Origin of the sequence: Brevundimonas sanguinis (genome assembly GCF_029636725.1) — a bacterium.
GTDB lineage: Bacteria > Pseudomonadota > Alphaproteobacteria > Caulobacterales > Caulobacteraceae > Brevundimonas > Brevundimonas sanguinis.
The window spans coordinates 1,122,660-1,142,808 of sequence record NZ_CP116770.1 but is presented as its reverse complement, the minus strand read 5'-3'; the positions used below and the strand labels follow the sequence as shown (position 1 = coordinate 1,142,808).

Sequence of the window (20,149 nt, the reverse complement as noted above, 5' to 3'; positions counted from 1 at the left end):
CCACTCGTCACTCGCCACTCACCACTCATTGCGCCCAGTTCGGCGCGCGCTTGTCGAGGAAGGCGCGGACGCCCTCCTGGCCCTCGGGCGAGACGCGGGCGCGGGCGATGCGCTTGGCGGTCTCTTCCAGCAGACGGTTGTCGATATCCTCGCCCGCGACATCGTTGACCAGCCGCTTGGCGTCGCCCATCGCGCCCGGCGCATTGGCCGACAGGCTGTCGGTCAGCATGGAGATGAACTCCTCCACCGAGCCTTCGGGCAGGACCATGTCGATCAGCCCTGCATGGGCGGCGTAATCGGCGTCGAAAATGTTGGCCGTCAGGAACAGCTGGCGCGCGCGGCGCGCGCCGACCGCCTCGATGACATAGGGGGCGATGGTGGCCGGGATCAGGCCCAGCTTGACCTCGGAGAAGGCGAAGCGCGTCCCCTCGACCGCCACCGCCATGTCGCAGGCGGCGACGATGCCCGCCCCGCCGCCCATGGCCGCGCCCTCGACCAGGGCCACCGTCAGCGCCGGCACGTCGTGCAGGGCCTTCAGCATCTTGGCCAGGCCCATGGCGTCGTCGCGGTTGTCGCTTTCGGACCAGTCGGCCGCGTCGCGCATCCAGTTCAGGTCAGCGCCCGCGCTGAAGGTCCCGCCGGCGCCGCGGATGAAGACCACGCGCACCCGGTCGGCGCCTTGCAGGGTCTCAAACGCCTCGTACAGGGCGGCGATGGTGGCGGCGTCGAAGGCGTTCTTCTTCTGCGGCCGGTTGATGGTGACGAAGACCACGCCGTCGGCCGTGGCGTCGATCTGCACCAGATCGTCGTTCGCGTCCGGCGCCGGGTCGGCGACGAAGGGATGGGCGATGGCGTTCATCTCCGCCGCCTCGGCGTCGGTGATGTCCAGAGCGTTCAGCTCGTCTTCGTTAGGGTTTTGATCAGTCATGGTCGGCTCCTCTCAGCCGGTAGAACGCATCAGGCGGCGTCACGGCGCGCCGCAGAGAAATATCCCGCCTAGACCGGATCGCAGCGGCTGGCCCGAACGGTCTTGCCGTCCTGCTCGATCCGCAGCGACACCCCGGCCACCGGCGACAGGCGCAGGATCTGAACCATGGTCTGGTCGCCTTCAGAGGACTGGTTCTCCAGCACCACCCGAATAGCCTCGCCCTGATCCTTCAGCGGCTCCAGCGCCACCAGCCTGGAGGTGTCTTCATAGCCCTTGATCTCGGTGGCTGTGATGACGAAGCGCGTGCCGCTTTCCTGTCTGGCGCAGCCGTCGTCGCTATAGTCCCACTCACCGCGATAGCCGACGGGAAAGACCGCCTGCGCCGGTTCGCCCGCGCGGGCAGCAGCCTCTTCCGCCGCCGAAACCGGGTCGGCCTGGGGCTGTGCCGCGGCTTCCAACGCAGGCTCGGCCACCTCTGGCGTCGGAGCGTCCGCCTGCGATCGGCAGGCTGCGAGCAAGGCCGTCAAAGCGATCAGGGCCGCGGTCTTCTTCATGTCTCAGTCCTCGTGGCGGGCATTCGGCCCCGACGGGGCGCGGCGGTCATTACATCCGGAACACGCCGAAGGTCGTCTCGGGGATGGGGGCGTTCAGGCTGGCGCTGATGGCCAGGCCCAGCACGTCGCGCGTCTGGGCCGGATCGATGACGCCGTCGTCCCACAGGCGGGCGGTGGCGTAATAGGGATTGCCCTCGTCCTCGTACTTCTGACGGATCGGCGCCTTGAAGGCCTCGGCCTCCTCCGGCGTCCATGTGTCCGCGTCGCGGTGAACGGTGGCCAGGACGCTGGCCGCCTGCTCGCCGCCCATCACGCTGATGCGGCTGTTGGGCCAGGTGAACAGGAAGCGGGGCGAATAGGCCCGGCCGCACATGCCGTAGTTGCCGGCCCCGAACGACCCGCCGATCAGGACGGTGAACTTGGGCACCTCGGCGCTGGCGACGGCCGTGACCAGCTTGGCGCCGTGCTTGGCGATGCCTTCGGCTTCGTATTTGCCGCCGACCATGAAGCCCGAGATGTTCTGCAGGAACAGCAGCGGGATCTTGCGCTTGCAGGCCAGTTCGATGAAGTGCGCGCCCTTCTGGGCGCTTTCGCTGAACAGCACGCCGTTGTTGGCCAGGATGACAACCGGCTGGCCCCAGATGCGGGCGAAGCCGCACACCAGCGACGTGCCGTACAGCGCCTTGAACTCGTCCATCTCCGAGCCGTCGACGATGCGGGCGATGACCTCGCGCACGTCATAAGGGGCGCGGACATCCTCGGGGATGATGCCGTAGAGCTCGGCCGGATCGTAAGCCGGGGCGCGCGGCTCGCGCACGTCCAGCGGCTGGGGCTTGGTGGTGTTCAGATTGGCGACGATGGAGCGCACGATCTCCAGCGCATGCTCGTCGTTCTCGGCCACATGGTCGACCACGCCGGACCTGCGCCCGTGGGTCTCGGCCCCGCCCAGTTCCTCAGCCGAGATGACCTCGCCGGTCGCGGCCTTCACCAGCGGCGGCCCGGCCAGGAAGATGGTGCCCTGATTGCGCACGATCACCGTCTCGTCCGACATGGCCGGCACATAGGCGCCGCCCGCGGTGCAACTGCCCATGACGCAGGCGATCTGCGGGATGGCCTTTGCGCTCATCCGCGCCTGGTTGAAGAAGATGCGGCCGAAGTGATCGCGGTCCGGGAAGACCTCGGCCTGGTGCGGCAGGTTGGCCCCGCCCGAATCGACCAGATAGACGCACGGCAGATTGTTCTGCTCGGCGATCTCCTGCGCCCGCAGGTGCTTCTTCACCGTCATGGGGAAGTAGGCGCCGCCCTTCACCGTCGGGTCGTTGGCGACGATCATGACCTCGCGCCCCGACACCCGGCCGACGCCGCAGATCATGCCAGCGCCCGGCGCCTCGTCTCGATACATGCCGTTGGCGGCCAGCTGACCGACCTCCAGGAAGGGCGAGCCCGGATCCAGCAGGCGCTCGACCCGATCACGCGGCAGCAGCTTGCCCCGCGCCACATGGCGCTCGCGGCTGGCGTCCGAGCCGCCCCGGGCCGCCATGGCGACCTTTTCATAAAGCTCGTCCCGCAGGGCGCGATTGTGCGCATCCAGCGACTTGAAAGCAGGACTGTTGCGATCGACGGCGGAAATCAGCTTGGGCATGCCTAAGGTTTAGGAGGCTTCCGCGCCGGGGGGAAGCCGTTCGGTTCACCGAAGACGAAATCCGCTATATCTCCTCCTCATGGCCCCGCTTCGACCGGACACCCTCGCCGCCGCCCTGACCCGCGCCTTCGAGGGCGCGCAGGACAGCCGCGCCAGTTGGTTCGCCCTGACGCGGGGCGAGCGGCTGTTTTCCGCCGGCGACCGGGCCGACACCCTCTATCTGCTGCGCGCCGGGCGGCTGGGCGTCTTCCGTCGCGACGACGGCCGCGTCCCGCAGATGATCGCGGTCATCAAACCCGGCGAGCCGGTCGGCGAACTGGCCATGCTGGCGGGCACCTCGCACATGTCGGACGTGGTCGCCCTGCGCGACAGCGACGTGCTGGCCCTGCCGCGCGAGGCCTTCTTCGACGCGGCGCGCACTGATCCCCTGCTGATGTCGGAACTGGGTCAGATCATGCTGACCCGCGCGCGTGAACGCGGCGGCGGGACCGAGCCCAATGTCTTCGGCTTCGTCTCAGCCCGCGACAAGCCGATCCGCGCCTTCGTCGAGCGCGTCGCCCGCGCGGTCGAGGCTCAGGGCGCCACCTGCCACGTCATCGACAGCTCGGCCCTGTCATCCGCCGCCGAGTGGTTTTCGCGGGTCGAGGACGCCCACGACTACGTCCTCTATGTCGCCGAGGCGAACGAGCCGAACTGGGCCGCCCTGTGCGCGCGTCAGGTCGACCGCCTGTTCCTGGTCGGCGCCGCCGACCGCCCGCCGCCCCCCGCCCCGCCTGTGGCCGAGGAATGGAACGACGCCGGGCAGCGCACCGACCTGATCCTGCTGCGCGACCCGCGGATGCCGCGCCCCAGCAACACCCGCGCCTGGCTGGACGTGCTGAAACCCGGCCGCTGGTTCCACGCGGTCGAGGGCCTGTTCGACGACACGGCGCGGATCGCCCGGCTGATCACCGGCTCCTCCGTCGGGGTGGTGCTGTCCGGCGGCGGCGCGCGCGCCTATGCCCACATCGGCGCGCTGAAGGCCCTGCGCGAGTCTGGCACGCCCATCGACTTCATCGGCGGCGCCTCGATGGGGGCGGTCATCGGCGCCGGTCCCGCCCTGGGCTGGTCCGACGAAGAGCTGGAGCACCACATCCGCCAGGCCTTCGTCCTGTCCGACCCTCTGGCCGATATCGCCCCGCCCATCATCGCCATGACCCACGCCCGCAAGGTCAAGGCGCTGATGAAGGAGGCCTTCGGCGACGTGCAGATGGAGGACATGCTGCTGCCCTTCTTCGCCGTCTCGACCAATCTGACCGCAGGCAAGCTGGAGGTGCATCGCGAAGGCACGCTGCGCCACGCCTTGCGCGCCTCCATCTCCATTCCCGGCGTCATGCCGCCTGTGGTGATGAACGGCCAGGTGCTGGTCGACGGCGCCGTTCTGCGCAACTTCCCCAGCGACGTGATGCGACGGCTGAACAGCGGCCCGCTCGTCGGCGTCGACGTGTCCCAGTCGCGCGGCGTGGACGCCAAGGCGCTGGAGAATCCGCCCTCCTGGTGGCGCTGGATCCTGTCGGGGGCGTGGAAGCACGGCCCGCCGATCGTCTCTATCCTGATGCGCGCGGCCACCCTGTCCAGCGAGGCCGAACGGATTCAGGCCCGCGCCGAGACCGATCTGTTGATCCTGCCGCCCTCCGACGGCGTCGATATCCGCGACTGGAAGGCCTATGAGCCCGGCGTCGCCGCCGGCTATGAGGCCGCGCGCGCCGCCCTGGACAGCCTCAACGGCCCGGTCGAGACCCTGCACCGGCGCCGCCGCGCCGGCGCGCCAGAAGAAACAGTCGAGGAAATGGCAGAAGCGTCCTTCCCTCAGGACGTTTTGGAAACGCCTGGCCCAACACCTGGCCGAGGCGCGTCAGGAAGGCGTCGCGGCTGGCTGGGTCTTCGCAAAGCGCGGTGAGATAGGGTCGCAGCGCCGTCCCCTTCATCCACTCCAGCACGGCGTCGTCGCCTTCCAGCACATGCAGATAGGTGGTGGACCAGATGTCGACCTCCTCGCACAGATCCGCCACGGCGTCGTAATAGGCCTCGGCCCCCAGCAGAGGCTGAATGGTGTCCACGCCGTTCAGCCGCTCGCTCCACGGGCCGTCCGCCGCCGTCTGGCGCATCAGCGCATGATGGCGCGTCTCCCACGCCATCGGCATCTGCACCGCCAGCACGCCGCCCGGGGCCAGCGCCTCGGTCATCCGCCGGAACAGGCCCGCATGATCCTGCGCCCACTGTAGCAAGGCGTTTGCCAGGATCAGATCGACGCGCGTATCCGGCGCCCAGCTCTGCAGATCGCCCTGCACCCAGCGCACGTCGTCCGGCAGGCCGCGCGCCTGTTCCAGCATAGCCGCGCTGGAATCCAGCCCATGCACCCGCGCGCCCGGCCAGCGTCGTTTCAGCAGGGCCGCGTGCTGTCCCGTGCCGCAGCCGATGTCCCAGACCTCATGCGGGTCCAGATCGTCCGGCAGATGCGACAGCAGGTCGATGGCCGCGCGATCACGCTGGGGGTCAAAACGATTGTATTGGCGGGGATCCCACGCCGGCGACGTCATCGTCGTTATTCTCCCTCGATCATCGCGAAAGCGATTCGAGCGAGAATGGTACAGCCTCTCAGGATTGAACTGAGGACCTCCGGCTCCACAAACCGGCGCTCTAACCAGCTGAGCTAAGGCTGCACATCTCTGCGCGAGGGCGGTTCTCTAGCGGGCCTCGCCGTCGGGGGCAAGCGGCCTTTTCGCCCTCGCGCGGATTTTATCTTCTTTACCCGTCAGTTCCAGCCGCGGCTGGCGATATACTGCTGCAACTGGGCGATCCGGGTCTGGTCCGACGGGTGGGTCGAGGCGAACTCCGGCGTGCCCGACTGACGCCCTGCCGCCATCGCGCGCCACAACGTCAGCGACTCGGACGGCTTGTAGCCGGCCGCCGCCATGTAATCGACGCCCAGCCGATCCGCCTCCAGCTCATGGCTGCGCGAGAAAGGCAGCAGCACGCCCAACTGGGCGCCCAGGCCGCCGAAGGCCTGCACCGCCTGGCCATAGTCCCCTGCCCGGCTCTGCACGGCCCCCAGCACCAGACCCGTCGTCTGCGTCGTCGACGCCCGCTCAGCCGCATGGCGCGCAACGACGTGGCCGACCTCGTGACCGATCACGGCCGCCAGTTGGTCATCGTTCTTGGCGATGGCGAGCAGGCCCGTCGTCACGCCCATATGGCCGGACGGCAGCACGAAGGCGTTCGGCGTGGCGTCGTCGAACACCGCATAGTCCCAGTGACGATTGGTCAGGTTCGCCGCCTGGACGATTCGATCGCCGACGCGGCGAACGCGCGCGTTCTGGGCGGCGTTGTTCGACACCTTCTGCGTCCTCAGCGTCTCGGCCCAGGCGGCCTGCGACTGCTGGATCAGGGCGCTGTCGTCCATCAGAACGAACTGGCTGCGCCCCAGCGCCTCATTATAGGCGCAGCCGCCGACGCCGACGCCAAGAACGCTCGCGCCAACGGCCAGAGCAACGAGGATGGGTTTGTGGGACATGGGGCCTCCAGACAGCATTCTGGTCCCATAATGCACAGCCTGTCGGCTCGGCTCCACGCTCTCTTCACCTTGAGCGGCGGCAGCGCGGCTCGGACTGGCTCATCATCGCCTTCGCACAAGTAACCAGTCCCTCAATGCGAGCCGTAATCCGCACGGATCGCTCAAAACGGCTTGTGAGCCGTGCTCGGATCCTCGGAACAGGCCCGAAGATGAGGGACGCAAGAGACCACGCCCATGACCCTGCTGGCGCGCCAATACCGATGCCGAATACGGCCACAAAAAAACGCCCCGAGGCGAAACCTCGAGGCGCTTCTTTTCGTTCAGTGCGATCGCTCGCTTAGTCCAGGTTAAACGGCACCCGGACCACGAACTTGGCGTTCGTTGCAGCGCCATCGACCGTGCGGGGCGAAAGCTGCCCGCGCTGGACGATGCGGACCGCAGCGGCGCCGAAGCCCATGCCCGACGGCTCTTCCGAGACGACACGGCAGTCTTCAGGACGACCGCTCGGGGTCACCGTACATTCGACCGTGGCCGAACCGCCCACGCCGCGATCAAGAGCGCGCTGCGGGAAGTCCCGTTCGGTCGGACGCGGCGGGCGAGCCCACTGCGGGTTGGTGATCACCGAAGGACGCGGCGGCGCGGGCGGCGCCGGCGGAGGCGGAGGACCTGGGACGATCACGGGCGGGCCCGTGTATTCGACGCGGTCTTCCTTCTTCGTCGGCTCGATCGGCAAGGTCACCGGCGGCGGAGGCGCCGAGGTGTTGACGACCGGCTCGCGCACCTGAAGCTTCGGCGGCGGAGGCGTGTCCGGCGGCGGAGGCGGCGGTGGCGGAGGCGGAGGCGGTGGCGGCGGCGCCATCAGCTCCACATCTACAGCCTCGTCTACATAGTTGAACTCCTGGAGTTCGAACTTGCTCTTGTAGAGGTAAAGACCCGCAAGAACGTGAACGGCGATAGAGATGCCGATCCCGATCATTGCGCCCGTCGAAAGTTTTTTCTTTCTCGGAGCGTCGAGCAGAGGGTCGCGGTGCTCGCGATGTTCAGCAGTCATGCTTGCGTCACGCCCCCTTACGACTGATCTTCGCCAACCAGGGCGACACTGTAGAAACCATTATCCTGCAAGGCGTTCATGACCTGCATGAAGTCCCCGTAACGCGTTTGCTGGTCAGCGCGGATGAAAATCCGCTCCTGCTCAGGGTCACGTGTTCCGATCTGGACTTTCAGATCATCGCCTAACGAGCCCACCGTGGTCCGGAAGTCGCCGATCCACACTTCACCGCCATTCTGGATGGAGATGAAGACAGGCTTGGGCGGATTCTGGGCCGGCGGAGCGACGGCGCGAGGAAGCGTCACCGGCACCGACACGGTGGCGAGCGGAGCCGCCACCATGAAGATGATGAGGAGAACGAGCATAATGTCCACGAAAGGCGTGACATTGATTTCGCTGTTCGCCTCGACGGTGTACTTGCCGCCGCCGGAACCGGAAAGTTTGGCGGCCATTCGGCTTACGCTCCCTTGTCGAGTTGACGCGAGATCGAGTTGATCAGCTCAGCGTTGAACCCGTCGGCGCGAGCGCCGTACGAAGCGATGCGGGTGTTGAAGTAGTTATAGAAGATAACCGCGGGGATAGCCGCGAACAGGCCGATACCGGTGGCCAGCAGGGCTTCAGCGATACCCGGAGCAACGACGGCCAGGTTGGTGGTGTTCGATTCGGCGATGCCGATGAACGAGTTCATGATGCCGTACACGGTGCCGAACAGACCGATGAACGGACCGCCCGAACCGACCGACGCCAGGAACTGCTGGCCGCCCGACAGACGGATGCCCAGACCACCTTGAACGGCGCCGATGGCGTTGTTCGCGCGGTCGATCGTCGAGCCGCGGTGAACGCCGGCGACGTCCAGGCCGGCTTGACGCGACAGCTCCACTTCGCCGGTGGCGGCGGCGGCCATGTCGGCCAGCGGGTTGCCGTCGAACTCTTCCGAGGTGGCCAGGCGACGGATGTCAGCCAGGGTGCGAGCACCGCGGTACTCTTCCAGGAAGCGGTTGGTCTTTTTGCTCAGCGAGCTGAACTCGACCAGTTTGATGAGCAGCAGCGTCCAGGAGAAGATCGAGGCCAGGATCAGGCCGGCCATGACGACCTTAACGACCGGGTGCGCCATCATGAACATGGCGATCGGGGTCAGGCCCGCACCGCCGTGACCTTCGGCGGCGGCTTCTTCCGTGGCGGCTGCATCAGCGGCCGGGGTGGCGGCGTCGGCGGCCGGAGCGGCGGCGTCGGCAGCGGCGGGAGCCGAAGCGGCGGCCGGAGCGGCCGGAGCGGCTGCGTCCTGCGCCAGAACCGGCGAGCTCGCCATCAGGACGGCGGCGCCGGCCATTGCGAGGAGGATATTCGTCTTCTTATCGAGCATGTTTCGCCAGTTCCTGCTTTGGTCTGACTCGTGGAACCCAAGACGGCGGCCGCGTCAGTCGGCCGCGCCTTTACAGTGAAATCTTTTCCTCCCGCCGGATTTCTCCCCCGCCGGTCGGCGCCGCAATCCTCCAAACGTCGAAACGTCTGCGGACCTGGCGACAGAGACAATATCTCGCCGCCCACAGCCTGCAAGCAGGAATGCGGTCCTGTCCCTTTGGCGAAGCCCTATCTTAGCGTCAAGGGCGGAAAATGTCTTTTCACCCCCGGCCGGACGCAGCGCGGCGCGACACGCACAAAAAATGCACGTCACTGTCATGATCCGGCAACAAACTTGCAGTGTTACCGATTGTTAAGAAAAGTTTAGGCCCATGACGAATTTTCGGCTTTTTTGCGGCCGAGGCGAAGATTCATCATTTAGGGGAAAGTGGTGCCTGGAGGCGGATTCGAACCACCGACACGCGGATTTTCAATCCGCTGCTCTACCAACTGAGCTATCCAGGCTTCGCTTTGCGTCGCGAGAGGCGGCTCTATAGGCGAGCCTGGGCGGGCTGTCCAGACGCCAATTCACTCAATTCCGCGATCTTTTTCATCATCGTGCGCTTCTTCGGCGGGAATGGCGTATCCGCCGGTGAACCAGCGTTGCAGATCAACGTCGGCGCAACGCTTGGAGCAGAAAGGCTTATAGGCTGCGACAGACTCGGCGCGGCGGCAAATGGGGCACTGGGCCATGCGTCAGCCCTCCTTGATATGAAATTCGCCCGGTGCGGCGTCGGGGCGGATATGGGCGCGCGGCCCCAGTTCAGCCGCCCACGGCGACAGAATCATTTCAGAGGCCGGGCTGCAATGCAGCGTGAAACGCGGCGTCGCCCGATCTGTCGCCAGCGCCAGCCGCAGGCGATGCAGGGCGGCGCGTTCGGCTGCGCCCGGCCCGGCCAGCCGCTCGTCCGCCGGCGTTCGGCCCCACGGCAGGGACAGTTGCAGCAGCCCGAACCGACTGAGCGGCCCCACCGCGACGCCTTGCGTCCCGGCGAAAGCCTGACGCGCCATGTTCAGGGTGCTTTCGGGATGCAGGCCCACGCCCGCCAGATCGACCGCCGCCAGACCGCCCCACCCCGTCAGGCCCAGCAGGCGCGCGGTCTGGCGCAGGCCCTCGCGATTCACCGCCTCGCGCCCCTTGCGGGAATCACGACCGGCGACAGGGGCGTAATCAATGTCGACCGCGATCAGGGCGCGCGTGCGCTGGATCGCCAGATCCAGGCCGACCTCCGAAACAACGACGCCGCCCGCCAGCGCCTCGTCCTGAGCCTCGGTCGCGGCGCGAATGGCCGCGGCGCCGGTCTCTATAGGCATATCGGGATAGAGAGCCCGCAGGATCGCCTCAACGTCAGGCCCCGGCGCCAGCAGGCGCGGCTCGCCGCTCGCCTCGCCCAGACGACGCAGCACCGGCCCCTTGCGCTCGCGGGGCTCGGCGGTGATTTCCAGTTCCAGCTTGGCGCCTTCGGTCGGGCGATCCGCCTTGCCCAGAGGGAGGAAGCCGAACGGCTCGCCGCAGCCCAGGTCGACGAAGGCGCCGTGCAGCCCCGGCGCCAGCCGCGCCACCCGGCCCACGAGGCGCGCGCCCAGGCGATACTCGGGGCGGTCGTCCTCTCTATGAAGGATCAGCGTCTCGGCGCGGCCGTCGCGGAAAGCCACGCCTCGGGTCTCGCCCGGAGCCGCGTCCAGGAAGACCTCGACATCGGCCATCAGGCCGCCCCGCCTCGCCATCCCGCGCCGCGAAGAAGGTTCGCCGCCTCATACAAAGGCAGCCCCATGACGGCGGGATGGCTGCCGACGATTCGGGTGATGAAGGCCGCCGCCCGGCCCTGGATGCCGTAGCCCCCGGCCTTGCCCCGCCATTCGCCCGCGGCGACATAGGCGGCGATCTCGCCGTCCGACAGCGGCTTGAAGCTGACGCGGGTTTCCACCACCCGCCAGGAGGTCCGCCCGCCTCGCACTACGGCCACGCCGGTGAAGACGCGATGATTGCGGCCCGACAGCAGCTTCAGAAACCGGGTCGCCTCGGCCTCATCGACGGGCTTCTCCAACAAGCGACGCCCGACAGCCACCACCGTATCGGCGGCCAGGACCACGTCGTCGGGATGGCGTTCGGCCACGACAGCGGCCTTGGAACAGGCCAGGCGCTGGGCCAGACGCGGCGGCGTCTCGGCCCGCTGGGGCGCTTCGTCGATGTCGGCAGGATCGACCACATCGGGCGCAATGCCGATCTGCGCCAGCAGCTCGATGCGGCGCGGGCTCGACGAGGCCAGGATCAGCCTCGGAGCCGGAGCGTCAGGACGCGACACGCGCGTCCTTACTTGAAGCGATAGGTGATGCGACCCTTGGTCAGGTCATAGGGCGTCATTTCGACCAGCACCTTGTCGCCGGCCAGCACCCGGATGCGGTTCTTGCGCATCTTGCCCGCAGTGTGGGCGATGATCTCGTGATCGTTTTCCAGCGTCACGCGAAACGTCGCGTTGGGCAGCAATTCGCTGACCACGCCGGGGAACTCAAGCAGTTCTTCCTTAGCCATGCGGCCTCTCTCGCCCGGTGAATACGGCATAAGGCTCGCGCCGGGCGTGAGCGCGAGCCGTAAAAGTGAGGGCGCCTAATGCACCAAAACGCTTAGATAGTCGAGTTCAGCCCCGACGATAGAGCGCGCAGACCAAAGTAAAGAGCCGCCGGGCGGTCTCCTGGTCCATCTCGACCTTACCTTCCAGACGCGCTTTCAGCAGGGCCGCGCCTTCGTTGTGCAGGCCCCGGCGCCCCATGTCGACCGACTCGATCTGACTGGGCGAAGAGCCGCGCAACGCCTCGTAATAGCTTTCGCAGATCAGGCCGTAGTCGCGGATCACAGTCTTCATCGGCGTCAGCGACAGGACATGGGTGCGGCTGAAATCCGGGCCGGTGATGTCGAAAGCCAGGCGATTGTCCTGCGACGACAGCTTCAGCGCATAGGGGCCCCCTGCGGCGCCTTCGGGCACGAAACGGTTCTGCTCCACCAGGTCGAAGATGGCGACGCGGCGCTCATGCTCGATCTCAGCCGTCGCGGCCGGCAGGGAGGCGTTGTCGAGCTCGATCGCCGTCAGCTTGTGCGTCGCGCTCATCAGCCCGCCTCGTCCAGATGGGTGGGCGCCACCCGCGCAGGCCAGCGCTCGGACAGATCGGTCAGGACCGCGTCCAGGCATTCGACGTCGATTCGCAGGTCTCCGCCGCCGGCGAACATCATGAACACGCGGCCGCCCGGCGCCTCGGTCGGCTGAAAGTCCATCGCCAGCAGTTCCAGCGCCTGATCGGGCAGGCGCGGCAGACGGCGGCTCTTGACCGCCTGGACGTCCCCGAACTGCATGGCCGCCATCACGCGCGCGCCGCCGCATTCCCAGCAGAAGCGCGACAGGACCACGGTCAGGCGCCGCGCCTCCTTTTCCCAGCGGATGTCGACCGGACGCATGATGGCGTCCTGAAGCGCGGCCGAAATGATCTGCAGGTCGTCCGCGTCCTCGGCCAGCAGGCGCAGCGGCGCGATCGGCGCCGCCTCCCCGCCATCGCCGTCGATCACCGGATCAGGGATGGATTCGCCGTCAGTGCTCATCGCCCTCCCCCTTGATGCGTCGGACATCGGCGCCGCAGGCGCCCAACTTCTCTTCCATGCGCTCGAAGCCGCGATCCAGGTGATAGACGCGGCCGACCGTCGTCTCACCTTCGGCCACAAGACCGGCGATGACCAGAGACATGGAGGCGCGAAGATCCGTCGCCATCACCGGCGCCCCCTTCAGCTCCTCGACGCCGCGCACCACCGCCTGGCCGGCGTGGACGGTGATGTCGGCGCCCAGACGCGCCAGTTCCGGCGCGTGCATGAAGCGATTCTCGAAGATGTTTTCGTGGATGACGCTCGTGCCTTCGGCCGTCGTCATCAGGGCCATGAACTGCGCCTGCAGGTCGGTAGCGAAGCCCGGATAGATCTCGGTCGTGGCGTCGACCGCCTTCAGCCGCTGCGTCGGATCGCGGCGCACGATCAGCCCGTCGTCAGTCGGCTCGATCTCGACCCCCGCCTCGATCATTTTGTCGGTCAGGGCGGTGATCAGGTCAGCGCGCCCCTTGGTCAGGCGCACTTGGCCCCCGGCCATAGCCGCGGCCAGCGCATAAGAGCCCATCTCGATCCGGTCGGGAATCACCGACCAGGTCGCGCCCGACAGGGACGAGACGCCGGTGATCGTCAGCACGTCGGTGTCCAGGCCCTCGATCTTCGCGCCCATCGCGATCAGGCAGCGGGCCAGGTCGCCGATCTCGGGCTCGCGCGCGGCGCGCTTCAGCACCGTCGTTCCGTTCGCCAGCACGGCGGCCAGCAGGGCGTGTTCGGTGGCGCCGACGGAAACGAAGGGAAACTCGATCTCGGCCCCGCGCAGCCCCTTGGGCGCCGTGGCGGAGACATAGCCCTCTTCCAGCTCGATCGCCGCGCCCATCGCGGTCAGCGCCTGAAGGTGCAGGTCCACTGGACGCGCGCCGATGGTGCAGCCCCCCGGCAGGGAGACCTTGGCGTGCCCCGTGCGCGCCAGCAGCGGCCCCAGCACGTTGAACGAGGCCCGCATCTGACGCACCAGGTCATAGGGAGCGAAGGTCGAGGTCAGCTCTGGCGCGTGGAACAGGGTCTCCTGACCGTCCGCCCCGTCGCGCTCGGTCACTTCCACGCCGAACTGGCGCAGCAGCTGGCCCAGGAATCGCGTGTCGGCCAGGCGAGGCATGTTCGTCAGCAACAGGGGCTGATCCGTCAGAATCGACGCCGCCATCAGCTTGATCGCCGAGTTCTTGGCGCCGCTGACCGGAATGGAGCCGTTGAGGCGGTGGCCGCCGTGGATGACGATGCTGTCCATGAGTGTCGGGGAAGTCCTGGGGGGCCCGGACCCCTACGGCCCGGCGAACCGGCTATCTAGCAAGCCTGGCGGCGCCGGCGAAAGGCCGGAACGTCGCAAGAGGGATGACTTTCAGTTGCTTTCCTTGGCCGGGCGCGCGCCGCCCGCGCCCGGCGCCTTGCGGCGACGCAGATTCGCACGCAGGGCGGCGGCCAACCGGGCCGCCCGCTCGGCCTTCGCTGCGGCGGCAGGTGCAGGTGAAGATGGGACGGCGGCCTCAGGGCCCGCCCCATCAGCGTCTTTAGTCGGCTTATCCATGGACGCAGCAGACCGCGCCGAAAGATTTTGATCAAGCGTGCATTTTTGGCTTGGCCCGGCCAAAACCTTTGGCTATACGGCCGCTTCCTCAGTGACCCGCCGCCGTAGCTCAGTGGTAGAGCGCATCCTTGGTAAGGCTGAGGTCGGCAGTTCAATCCTGCCCGGCGGCACCATCGGAGCCCAAACCTGCAAGGGTTTGGGCTCCGGCCATTTCTGGCTCCTGAAATCCTGATCTACTGCGCTACCGCCGATCACAGAGCAGGCTGCAGGCTTTGCTTTTGGACAGACGCGCAGGGGTTCTGAGAGTTCTCCGAAGAATATTCGGCCTTATCGGTCTTATCCCGACTGGCCAAGATCCGGCCGCTGCCGCTAGCCTCGCCCCCATCTGTATACGTTTGATAGCCGAGGGGGCTTTCATGAAGCGCGTTCTATTGACTACGGCTGCGGCTTTAACCGTAGCCTTTCCGGCGTTCGCCCAGGATCCGAACTCGGCGACCACGCCCAAATGGGACGTGCAGAACCCGACCGGCGGCGCCCAGCGCGACATCAACATTAACGTCGATGAAGGCACCTGGATGGCTGTCGACGTCAGCCCTGATGGCCGCGAGATCGTCTTCGACCTGCTGGGCGACATCTATGTGATGCCCATCGGCGGCGGCGAAGCCCGCCCCATCGCTTCGGGCGTCGCCTGGGACATGCAGCCGCGCTATTCGCCGGACGGCCGGTTCATCGCCTTCACCTCGGACCGTGGCGGCGGCGAAAACCTGTGGGTCATGGATCGCGACGGCTCCAACCCGCGCCAGGTGTCGAATGAAACGTTCCGCCTGCTGAACTCCCCGACCTGGACGCCGGACAGCCAGTTCGTCGTCGGCCGCAAGCACTTCACCTCTTCACGCTCGCTGGGCGCGGGCGAGATGTGGATGTACCACCGCTCGGGCGGCGGCAGCGGCGTGCAGCTGACCGAGCGCCGCACCCAGCAAAAGGACACGGGCGAGCCCGCCTTCTCGCCCGACGGCCGCTATATGTATTTCAGCGACGACGCCACGCCGGGCGGCGTCTTCGACTACTCCAAGGACCCCAACACCCAGCTCTATGTGATCCGTCGACTGGATCGCGAGACGGGCGAGATCAAACCCTTCGTCACCGGCCCGGGCGGCTCGGTGCGCCCGACCCCGTCGCCGGACGGCAAGTCGCTCGCCTTCGTGCGTCGCGACCGTTACCAGTCGGTCCTCTACGTCATGGATCTGGAATCAGGCCGCGAGACGCCGATCTACGACGGCCTTGACCGCGACATGCAGGAGACCTGGGCCATCCACGGCGTCTATCCGGGCTTCGCCTGGACGCCGGACAACGGCTCCATCGTCATCTGGGCGGGCGGCAAGATCCGCCGCATCGACGTGGCCTCCAAGGCCGTCAACGAGATCCCCTTCCGGGTCACCGACACCCGCCGGGTGCAGGAGACCGCCCGCTTCCCCGTCGAGGTGGCGCCGGACCAGTTCGAAGTGAAGATGATCCGCTGGGCGCAGACCTCGCCCGACGGCTCCAAGGTGGTGTTCGAGGCCCTGGGCAATCTGTGGATCCGCGACCTGCGCAACGGCGTGGCCGGAACGCCGCGCCGCCTGACGCGCCAGAGCGATCATTTCGAGCTGTATCCTTCCTGGTCGCGCGACGGCCGCTCGATCGTCTACACGACCTGGAACGACGACAAGCTGGGCTCCATCCGCGTGGTTCCCGTCGCAGGCGGCGAAGGCCGGACCATCACGACCAACCCCGGCCACTATCTAGAGCCGCGCTTCTCGCCGGACGGCCAGACGGTCGTCTACCGCACGTCCAGCGACGGCTACCTGCGCTCGGCCCTGTGGAGCCGCGAGCCGGGCATCTACCGCGTTTCCGTCCGCGGCGGCGAACCGGTCAAGATCACCGATTCGGGCACGACGCCGCAGTTCGGCGCCAGCAACGAGCGCATCTTCGTCAGCGCGCGTGAGGGCGACAAGCGCGTCCTACGCTCGATGAACCTGTCGGGCGGCGACGTGCGCAACCACCTGAGCAGCGAATGGGCGGCCGAGTTCTCGGTCTCGCCGGACGAGCAGTGGATCGCCTGGACCGAGCGTTTCAACGCCTATATCGCGCCCTTCGCCTCCACGGGCCGCGCCATCACGGTCGGTGCCGACACCAAGGCCCTGCCGCAGACGCGCGTCACCCGCGATGCGGGCGAATGGCTGCACTGGTCGGGCGATTCCAGCCGTCTGCAGTGGTCTCTGGGACCGGAGCTGTTCTCGCGTCCGCTGAGCGAGAGCTTCGCCTTCGTCGACGGCGCTCCGGCAGCTCTGCCCAAGCCCGCCGAGCACGGGATCAAGATCGGCTTCACCGCCGACTACGCCCGCCCCAGCGGCGTCACCGTCCTGTCCGGCGCCCGCCTGATCACCATGAAGGGCGAGGAAGTCATCGAGGACGGCGTCGTCGTCATCAACGGCAACCGCATCGAGGCCATCGGCCCGCGCGGCTCGGTCACGGTTCCGGCCGGCGCTCGCGTCATGGACATGGCCGGCAAGACCATCATCCCGGGTCTGGTCGACGCCCACTGGCACGGCCGCATGGGCTCCGACGAGATCATCCCGCAGCAAAGCTGGGTGAACTACGCCGCCCTGGCCTTCGGGGTGACGACGCTGCACGACCCGTCGAACGACACCAGCGAGATCTTCGCCCACAGCGAACTGGCCAAGGCCGGGCGTGTGGTGGCGCCGCGCATCTTCTCGACCGGCACCATCCTCTACGGCGCCGCGACGCCGACGACGGCCGTGGTCAACAACCTGGACGACGCGCGCTCGCACCTTCGCCGGATGCAGGCCGCCGGCGCCTGGAGCGTCAAGAGCTACAACCAGCCGCGCCGCGAACAGCGCCAACAGATCCTGCAGGCCGCCCGCGAACTGGGCATGATGGTCGTGCCGGAAGGCGGCTCGCTCTATAACGTCAACATGAGCATGCTGGTCGACGGTCACACCACCATCGAGCACTCGGTGCCGGTGGCGCGCATGTACGACGACGCCGTACAGCTGTGGTCGCAGACGGGCACGGCCTATACCCCGACCCTGATCGTCGGCTTCGGCGGCGCCTGGGGCGAGAACCACTGGTATGAGGTCACCGACGTCTGGAAGGACCCGATCCTGAGCCAGTATGTCCCGCGCCGCATTCTGGACGACCGTTCGCGTCGTCCGGTGAAGACCCCGCCGGAAGAGCTGAACCACATCTCCATCGCCCGCGAATCCAAGCGGCTGATGGATCAGGGCGTCTCGGTCCAGATCGGCGCCCACGGCCAGCGCGAAGGCCTCGGCGCCCACTGGGAGCTGTGGATGTTCGAACAGGGCGGCATGAGCGCCCACGAAGCCCTGCGTGTCGGCACCATCAACGGCGCCCGTGCGCTCGGCATGGACAAGGACATCGGCTCTCTGGAGGCCGGTAAACTGGCCGATCTGGTCGTGCTGGACGCCAATCCCCTGGTGAACCTGCGGGACTCGACCAAGATCAGCCACACCATGATCAACGGCCGCCTCTACGATAACCACATGAACGAGGTCGGCGGCCCTCAGCGCAAGCCGTTCTGGTTCGAGAGCGAAGACGGTCAGGCCTGGAGCGCCTCGGGCACGGCTACGGCCGCCGAGAGCCACGGCCACACCCACGACTGATCCCGCCGCACGGCAGGAACGCGAAAGGGCCCGGCGTCAGCCGGGCCCTTTTTCGTGAGCAGTTCACTTGGAGCGTTGATCACGCCCTTTCATCCCGCTCATCCCGGCGTCCGCCGGGATCAGCGAGGATAACAGACGCAACTCAGAACAAGCCCGAGGATGGCCGAGGGCCGACCTCTCGCCCTTGCGCCCCACAACCGCACAATGAGCGGGTTGAGGTTACTCCCCCAGCCCGCGCACCGAGGCTTCCAGCAGGGCGTTGCGCCGCGCCGCGCGGCCCTTCAGCCAGCGCATGGCGAGGACCAGCGCCGCCACCACCGCGCCGAAGGCCAGCAGCCACAGGGTCGGGTTGTGCGCCTCGCTCATCATCTCCAGCCGCGCCAGCCCCTTGGCGGCCAGATAGCCGGGCGCCAGCATGGCCAGCACCCACACGAAGGCCGAGGTCACGTTGGCGAACTGGAACACGCGCTGGCGCATCTGCAGCACGCCCACCATCACCGGCACGAAGGCGCGCAAGGGACCGAAGAAACGGCCGATGAAGATCGAAGCCACGCCGTAGCGACGGCAGTACAGGCGCGTCCAGGCCAGCTTGCGGCGGTGCGGCACCAGCAGGTGATGACGTAGCACCCGCGTGCCCAGCCGCCGGCCGATCCAGTAGGAGATGGCGTCGCCCATGACGGCGCCGATCACGCACCCGCCAATGACGGTGAAGGGATCCAGCACGCCGGCCGCCACCAGTCCGCCTGCGGCGACCAGCAGGCCCGTCGCGGGCACGAAGGCGCCGATCACGACCAGCGACTCAAAGAAGGTCACTGCGCCAAGGATCACGCCGGCCCACATGGCGTTGCGGGCGATGAAGTCGGCGGCCGAACTAAGCAAACTGTCCATACTGATCCTTTGCACGAGGGCATATGGGATCAGGCGCTATCAAGGGAATGCGACGATGCGACGCCCGGCCCTAAAAAAGGTCGGCGTGGCCTATGAGACGCACTTTACTGCCGGTCGGACTATCGTCCGGCGTCGCCATCCCGGTCGCGCGCGGGTTCAGCCTGCCGCTCGTCCGTGCTGAAGGGACGGATGCGGCTGGGGCGTTCATGCGGGTTGCGCACCCCCATCGGCCCCGGCACGGCGCCATAGGCGTCGCGCCAGCCGTAGCCGTTCAGTCCATAGCGGCCCGCGCCATAATAGCCGTAGGGACCGTAGCCATAGCCCCAGGGCGCGTTCTTGGTCTGGCTGACGCTCAGGTTCAGCGTGCCGTTTTCGCCCAGCGGCATGGAGACGGCGGCGGCGAAGTCGCTATAGCCGCCGGTGCCGATCCCGGCGCTGACCTCGCCGCGCATCTTGCGGGGCGCGGCCTCTTCCCAGGCGTCGGCCCATTGCTCGACCGGCGGCGAACCCGCCTTGCGCTCGCCGATCCAGCGAGAAATCTGTTCTTCGGTGCTGAGGCCGTGCGGCGCCGCCGTCTGCAGCGTCACAGCAGGCGAGGCCTCGCCTACGGTCTCGGCCAGGGCGGCCGCGCTGGCGGTCGGCACGGCGCCCGAACCCGCGCGCGGAGCGGTCGAAACCACGCCTTCGGGATCATTGCTCGCCAGCAAGAGGGAGGCGGTCATGAGTTCGATCAGCATACGCATCTACTCCCGTTCACAACCACCCTACCCCTAAATGCGGCCAAGGTCAGGCGGTCCCGTCGCCGCGCCCCAAAGGATCCGGCAGGGCTGCGCCTTCGGCCACGAAGCTCAACGCCACCGAGTTGATGCAGTAGCGCAGGCCCGTGGGCGGCGGCCCGTCCGGGAAGACGTGGCCCTGATGGCTGTCGCAGCGGGCGCAGCGCGTCTCGACGCGCACCATGCCGTGGCTGTCGTCGCGCACGGCGCGGACATGGGCCGGATCGACCGGCTCGGTGAAACTGGGCCAGCCGGTGCCGCTTTCAAACTTGGTTCCCGACCGGAACAGGGGCAGGCCGCATTCGCGACAGCAGAACACCCCTGCCCGCTTCTCGCCCAGCAGCGTCCCGCAAAACGGCGCCTCGGTGCCGTGCGCCAGAAGCACGCGCTTCTCTTCCGGCGACAGGTCGGCCTCCAGCGCAACGCGCTGGCTGTCGGTCGGGGGCGTCAGGTCATAGCCGGAGGCGGAGCGCATGGCGGCGTGAGATTCGGTCTGGGTCATGGTCTG

Annotated in this window: 19 protein-coding genes, 3 tRNA genes and 1 pseudogene; 3 read left to right on the top strand and 20 right to left on the bottom strand. The window is 67.4% G+C overall.

The annotated features are described in order from the left end of the window. Positions 1–25 precede the first annotated feature (25 nt). From PIB44_RS05860 to PIB44_RS05850, 3 genes are all read right to left on the bottom strand, one after another. Positions 26–928 carry an enoyl-CoA hydratase-related protein gene (locus PIB44_RS05860; RefSeq protein ID WP_025978299.1) on the bottom strand — a complete coding sequence of 301 codons (903 nt, stop codon included), beginning with the start codon at positions 926–928 and terminating at the stop codon, positions 26–28. Positions 929–996: 68 nt separating this feature from the next. Further along, the gene (locus tag PIB44_RS05855; protein ID WP_278070727.1) at positions 997–1,482 is read right to left on the bottom strand and encodes a hypothetical protein; all 486 of its coding nucleotides are present in this window, start codon (positions 1,480–1,482) and stop codon (positions 997–999) included. Positions 1,483–1,531: 49 nt separating this feature from the next. Continuing rightward, positions 1,532–3,124: a carboxyl transferase domain-containing protein gene (locus tag PIB44_RS05850; protein WP_278070726.1), complete on the bottom strand. Its 1,593-nt coding sequence runs from the start codon at positions 3,122–3,124 to the stop codon at positions 1,532–1,534. Positions 3,125–3,203: 79 nt separating this feature from the next. Between PIB44_RS05850 and PIB44_RS05845 the strand changes: the two genes are divergently transcribed. Then, positions 3,204–5,063 carry a patatin-like phospholipase family protein gene (locus tag PIB44_RS05845; RefSeq protein WP_278070725.1) on the top strand — a complete coding sequence of 620 codons (1,860 nt, stop codon included), beginning with the start codon at positions 3,204–3,206 and terminating at the stop codon, positions 5,061–5,063. Positions 5,064–5,304: 241 nt separating this feature from the next. Here PIB44_RS05845 and PIB44_RS05840 read toward each other — a convergent pair. The 14 genes and pseudogenes from PIB44_RS05840 to murA all read right to left on the bottom strand — a co-directional run. Continuing rightward, positions 5,305–5,703, bottom strand: a pseudogene (locus tag PIB44_RS05840) (methyltransferase domain-containing protein); the annotation flags it as partial. Between the two features lie 46 nt (positions 5,704–5,749). After that, a tRNA-His gene (locus PIB44_RS05835) sits at positions 5,750–5,826 on the bottom strand. Positions 5,827–5,918: 92 nt separating this feature from the next. Continuing rightward, positions 5,919–6,677, bottom strand: coding sequence for a M48 family metallopeptidase (locus tag PIB44_RS05830; RefSeq protein WP_253120471.1), 759 nt, complete (start codon positions 6,675–6,677; stop codon positions 5,919–5,921). 337 nt (positions 6,678–7,014) lie between these two features. Beyond that, positions 7,015–7,653 (bottom strand): energy transducer TonB, encoded by a 639-nt coding sequence (locus PIB44_RS05825; protein WP_244093320.1) that lies wholly within the window; start codon positions 7,651–7,653, stop codon positions 7,015–7,017. 92 nt (positions 7,654–7,745) lie between these two features. After that, positions 7,746–8,177: an ExbD/TolR family protein gene (locus PIB44_RS05820; protein WP_025978292.1), complete on the bottom strand. Its 432-nt coding sequence runs from the start codon at positions 8,175–8,177 to the stop codon at positions 7,746–7,748. Positions 8,178–8,182: 5 nt separating this feature from the next. Further along, on the bottom strand, positions 8,183–9,088 hold the full coding sequence (locus PIB44_RS05815; protein ID WP_025978291.1) for a MotA/TolQ/ExbB proton channel family protein: 906 nt from the start codon (positions 9,086–9,088) through the stop codon (positions 8,183–8,185). Between the two features lie 427 nt (positions 9,089–9,515). Further along, a tRNA-Phe gene (locus PIB44_RS05810) sits at positions 9,516–9,591 on the bottom strand. 63 nt (positions 9,592–9,654) lie between these two features. Continuing rightward, entirely contained in the window at positions 9,655–9,819 is a 165-nt protein-coding gene (locus PIB44_RS05805; protein ID WP_082891468.1) for a DNA gyrase inhibitor YacG, read from the bottom strand. Between the two features lie 3 nt (positions 9,820–9,822). Beyond that, positions 9,823–10,833 carry a S1 domain-containing protein gene (locus PIB44_RS05800; protein ID WP_025978290.1) on the bottom strand — a complete coding sequence of 337 codons (1,011 nt, stop codon included), beginning with the start codon at positions 10,831–10,833 and terminating at the stop codon, positions 9,823–9,825. After that, positions 10,833–11,432, bottom strand: coding sequence for a Maf family protein (locus PIB44_RS05795; RefSeq protein WP_025978289.1), 600 nt, complete (start codon positions 11,430–11,432; stop codon positions 10,833–10,835). The genes PIB44_RS05800 and PIB44_RS05795 overlap by 1 nt, the downstream gene beginning before the upstream one ends. A gap of 8 nt (positions 11,433–11,440) precedes the next feature. Further along, positions 11,441–11,659: a translation initiation factor IF-1 gene (infA, locus tag PIB44_RS05790; RefSeq protein WP_003164348.1), complete on the bottom strand. Its 219-nt coding sequence runs from the start codon at positions 11,657–11,659 to the stop codon at positions 11,441–11,443. A 106-nt stretch (positions 11,660–11,765) separates the two neighbouring features. After that, positions 11,766–12,233 (bottom strand): UPF0262 family protein, encoded by a 468-nt coding sequence (locus PIB44_RS05785; protein WP_278070724.1) that lies wholly within the window; start codon positions 12,231–12,233, stop codon positions 11,766–11,768. Continuing rightward, positions 12,233–12,718 carry a DUF2948 family protein gene (locus tag PIB44_RS05780; RefSeq protein ID WP_025978287.1) on the bottom strand — a complete coding sequence of 162 codons (486 nt, stop codon included), beginning with the start codon at positions 12,716–12,718 and terminating at the stop codon, positions 12,233–12,235. Before PIB44_RS05780 ends, PIB44_RS05785 begins: the two co-directional genes overlap by 1 nt. Further along, the gene (gene murA, locus PIB44_RS05775) at positions 12,708–13,997 is read right to left on the bottom strand and encodes a UDP-N-acetylglucosamine 1-carboxyvinyltransferase (RefSeq protein WP_025978286.1); all 1,290 of its coding nucleotides are present in this window, start codon (positions 13,995–13,997) and stop codon (positions 12,708–12,710) included. The genes PIB44_RS05780 and murA overlap by 11 nt, the downstream gene beginning before the upstream one ends. Positions 13,998–14,392: 395 nt before the next feature. Here murA and PIB44_RS05770 point away from each other — a divergent pair. Together PIB44_RS05770 and PIB44_RS05765 are read left to right on the top strand one after the other, a co-directional pair. Then, a tRNA-Thr gene (locus tag PIB44_RS05770) sits at positions 14,393–14,467 on the top strand. 243 nt (positions 14,468–14,710) lie between these two features. Next, complete coding sequence (locus PIB44_RS05765) at positions 14,711–17,977, top strand: amidohydrolase family protein (RefSeq protein WP_278070723.1); 3,267 nt, start codon at positions 14,711–14,713, stop codon at positions 17,975–17,977. 219 nt (positions 17,978–18,196) lie between these two features. Here PIB44_RS05765 and PIB44_RS05760 read toward each other — a convergent pair whose 3' ends face one another. From PIB44_RS05760 to msrB, 3 genes are all read right to left on the bottom strand, one after another. Next, on the bottom strand, positions 18,197–18,865 hold the full coding sequence (locus tag PIB44_RS05760; RefSeq protein ID WP_025978283.1) for a DedA family protein: 669 nt from the start codon (positions 18,863–18,865) through the stop codon (positions 18,197–18,199). A 119-nt stretch (positions 18,866–18,984) separates the two neighbouring features. Then, positions 18,985–19,608, bottom strand: a complete 624-nt coding sequence (locus tag PIB44_RS05755) for a hypothetical protein (protein ID WP_278070722.1) — start codon at positions 19,606–19,608, stop codon at positions 18,985–18,987. Between the two features lie 43 nt (positions 19,609–19,651). Beyond that, positions 19,652–20,143, bottom strand: coding sequence for a peptide-methionine (R)-S-oxide reductase MsrB (gene msrB, locus PIB44_RS05750; RefSeq protein WP_278070721.1), 492 nt, complete (start codon positions 20,141–20,143; stop codon positions 19,652–19,654). Positions 20,144–20,149 lie beyond the last annotated feature (6 nt).

What these genes read in the sequence shown, in the direction of transcription:
- PIB44_RS05860 (WP_025978299.1), bottom strand. Translation starts at nt 928, where the DNA reads ATGACTGATCAAAACCCTAACGAAGACGAGCTGAACGCTCTGGACATC.
- PIB44_RS05855 (WP_278070727.1), bottom strand. Translation starts at nt 1,482, where the DNA reads ATGAAGAAGACCGCGGCCCTGATCGCTTTGACGGCCTTGCTCGCAGCC.
- PIB44_RS05850 (WP_278070726.1), bottom strand. Translation starts at nt 3,124, where the DNA reads ATGCCCAAGCTGATTTCCGCCGTCGATCGCAACAGTCCTGCTTTCAAG.
- PIB44_RS05845 (WP_278070725.1), top strand. Translation starts at nt 3,204, where the DNA reads ATGGCCCCGCTTCGACCGGACACCCTCGCCGCCGCCCTGACCCGCGCC.
- PIB44_RS05830 (WP_253120471.1), bottom strand. Translation starts at nt 6,677, where the DNA reads ATGTCCCACAAACCCATCCTCGTTGCTCTGGCCGTTGGCGCGAGCGTT.
- PIB44_RS05825 (WP_244093320.1), bottom strand. Translation starts at nt 7,653, where the DNA reads ATGATCGGGATCGGCATCTCTATCGCCGTTCACGTTCTTGCGGGTCTT.
- PIB44_RS05820 (WP_025978292.1), bottom strand. Translation starts at nt 8,177, where the DNA reads ATGGCCGCCAAACTTTCCGGTTCCGGCGGCGGCAAGTACACCGTCGAG.
- PIB44_RS05815 (WP_025978291.1), bottom strand. Translation starts at nt 9,088, where the DNA reads ATGCTCGATAAGAAGACGAATATCCTCCTCGCAATGGCCGGCGCCGCC.
- PIB44_RS05805 (WP_082891468.1), bottom strand. Translation starts at nt 9,819, where the DNA reads ATGGCCCAGTGCCCCATTTGCCGCCGCGCCGAGTCTGTCGCAGCCTAT.
- PIB44_RS05800 (WP_025978290.1), bottom strand. Translation starts at nt 10,833, where the DNA reads ATGGCCGATGTCGAGGTCTTCCTGGACGCGGCTCCGGGCGAGACCCGA.
- infA (WP_003164348.1), bottom strand. Translation starts at nt 11,659, where the DNA reads ATGGCTAAGGAAGAACTGCTTGAGTTCCCCGGCGTGGTCAGCGAATTG.
- PIB44_RS05785 (WP_278070724.1), bottom strand. Translation starts at nt 12,233, where the DNA reads ATGAGCGCGACGCACAAGCTGACGGCGATCGAGCTCGACAACGCCTCC.
- PIB44_RS05780 (WP_025978287.1), bottom strand. Translation starts at nt 12,718, where the DNA reads ATGAGCACTGACGGCGAATCCATCCCTGATCCGGTGATCGACGGCGAT.
- murA (WP_025978286.1), bottom strand. Translation starts at nt 13,997, where the DNA reads ATGGACAGCATCGTCATCCACGGCGGCCACCGCCTCAACGGCTCCATT.
- PIB44_RS05765 (WP_278070723.1), top strand. Translation starts at nt 14,711, where the DNA reads ATGAAGCGCGTTCTATTGACTACGGCTGCGGCTTTAACCGTAGCCTTT.
- PIB44_RS05760 (WP_025978283.1), bottom strand. Translation starts at nt 18,865, where the DNA reads ATGGACAGTTTGCTTAGTTCGGCCGCCGACTTCATCGCCCGCAACGCC.
- PIB44_RS05755 (WP_278070722.1), bottom strand. Translation starts at nt 19,608, where the DNA reads ATGCGTATGCTGATCGAACTCATGACCGCCTCCCTCTTGCTGGCGAGC.
- msrB (WP_278070721.1), bottom strand. Translation starts at nt 20,143, where the DNA reads ATGACCCAGACCGAATCTCACGCCGCCATGCGCTCCGCCTCCGGCTAT.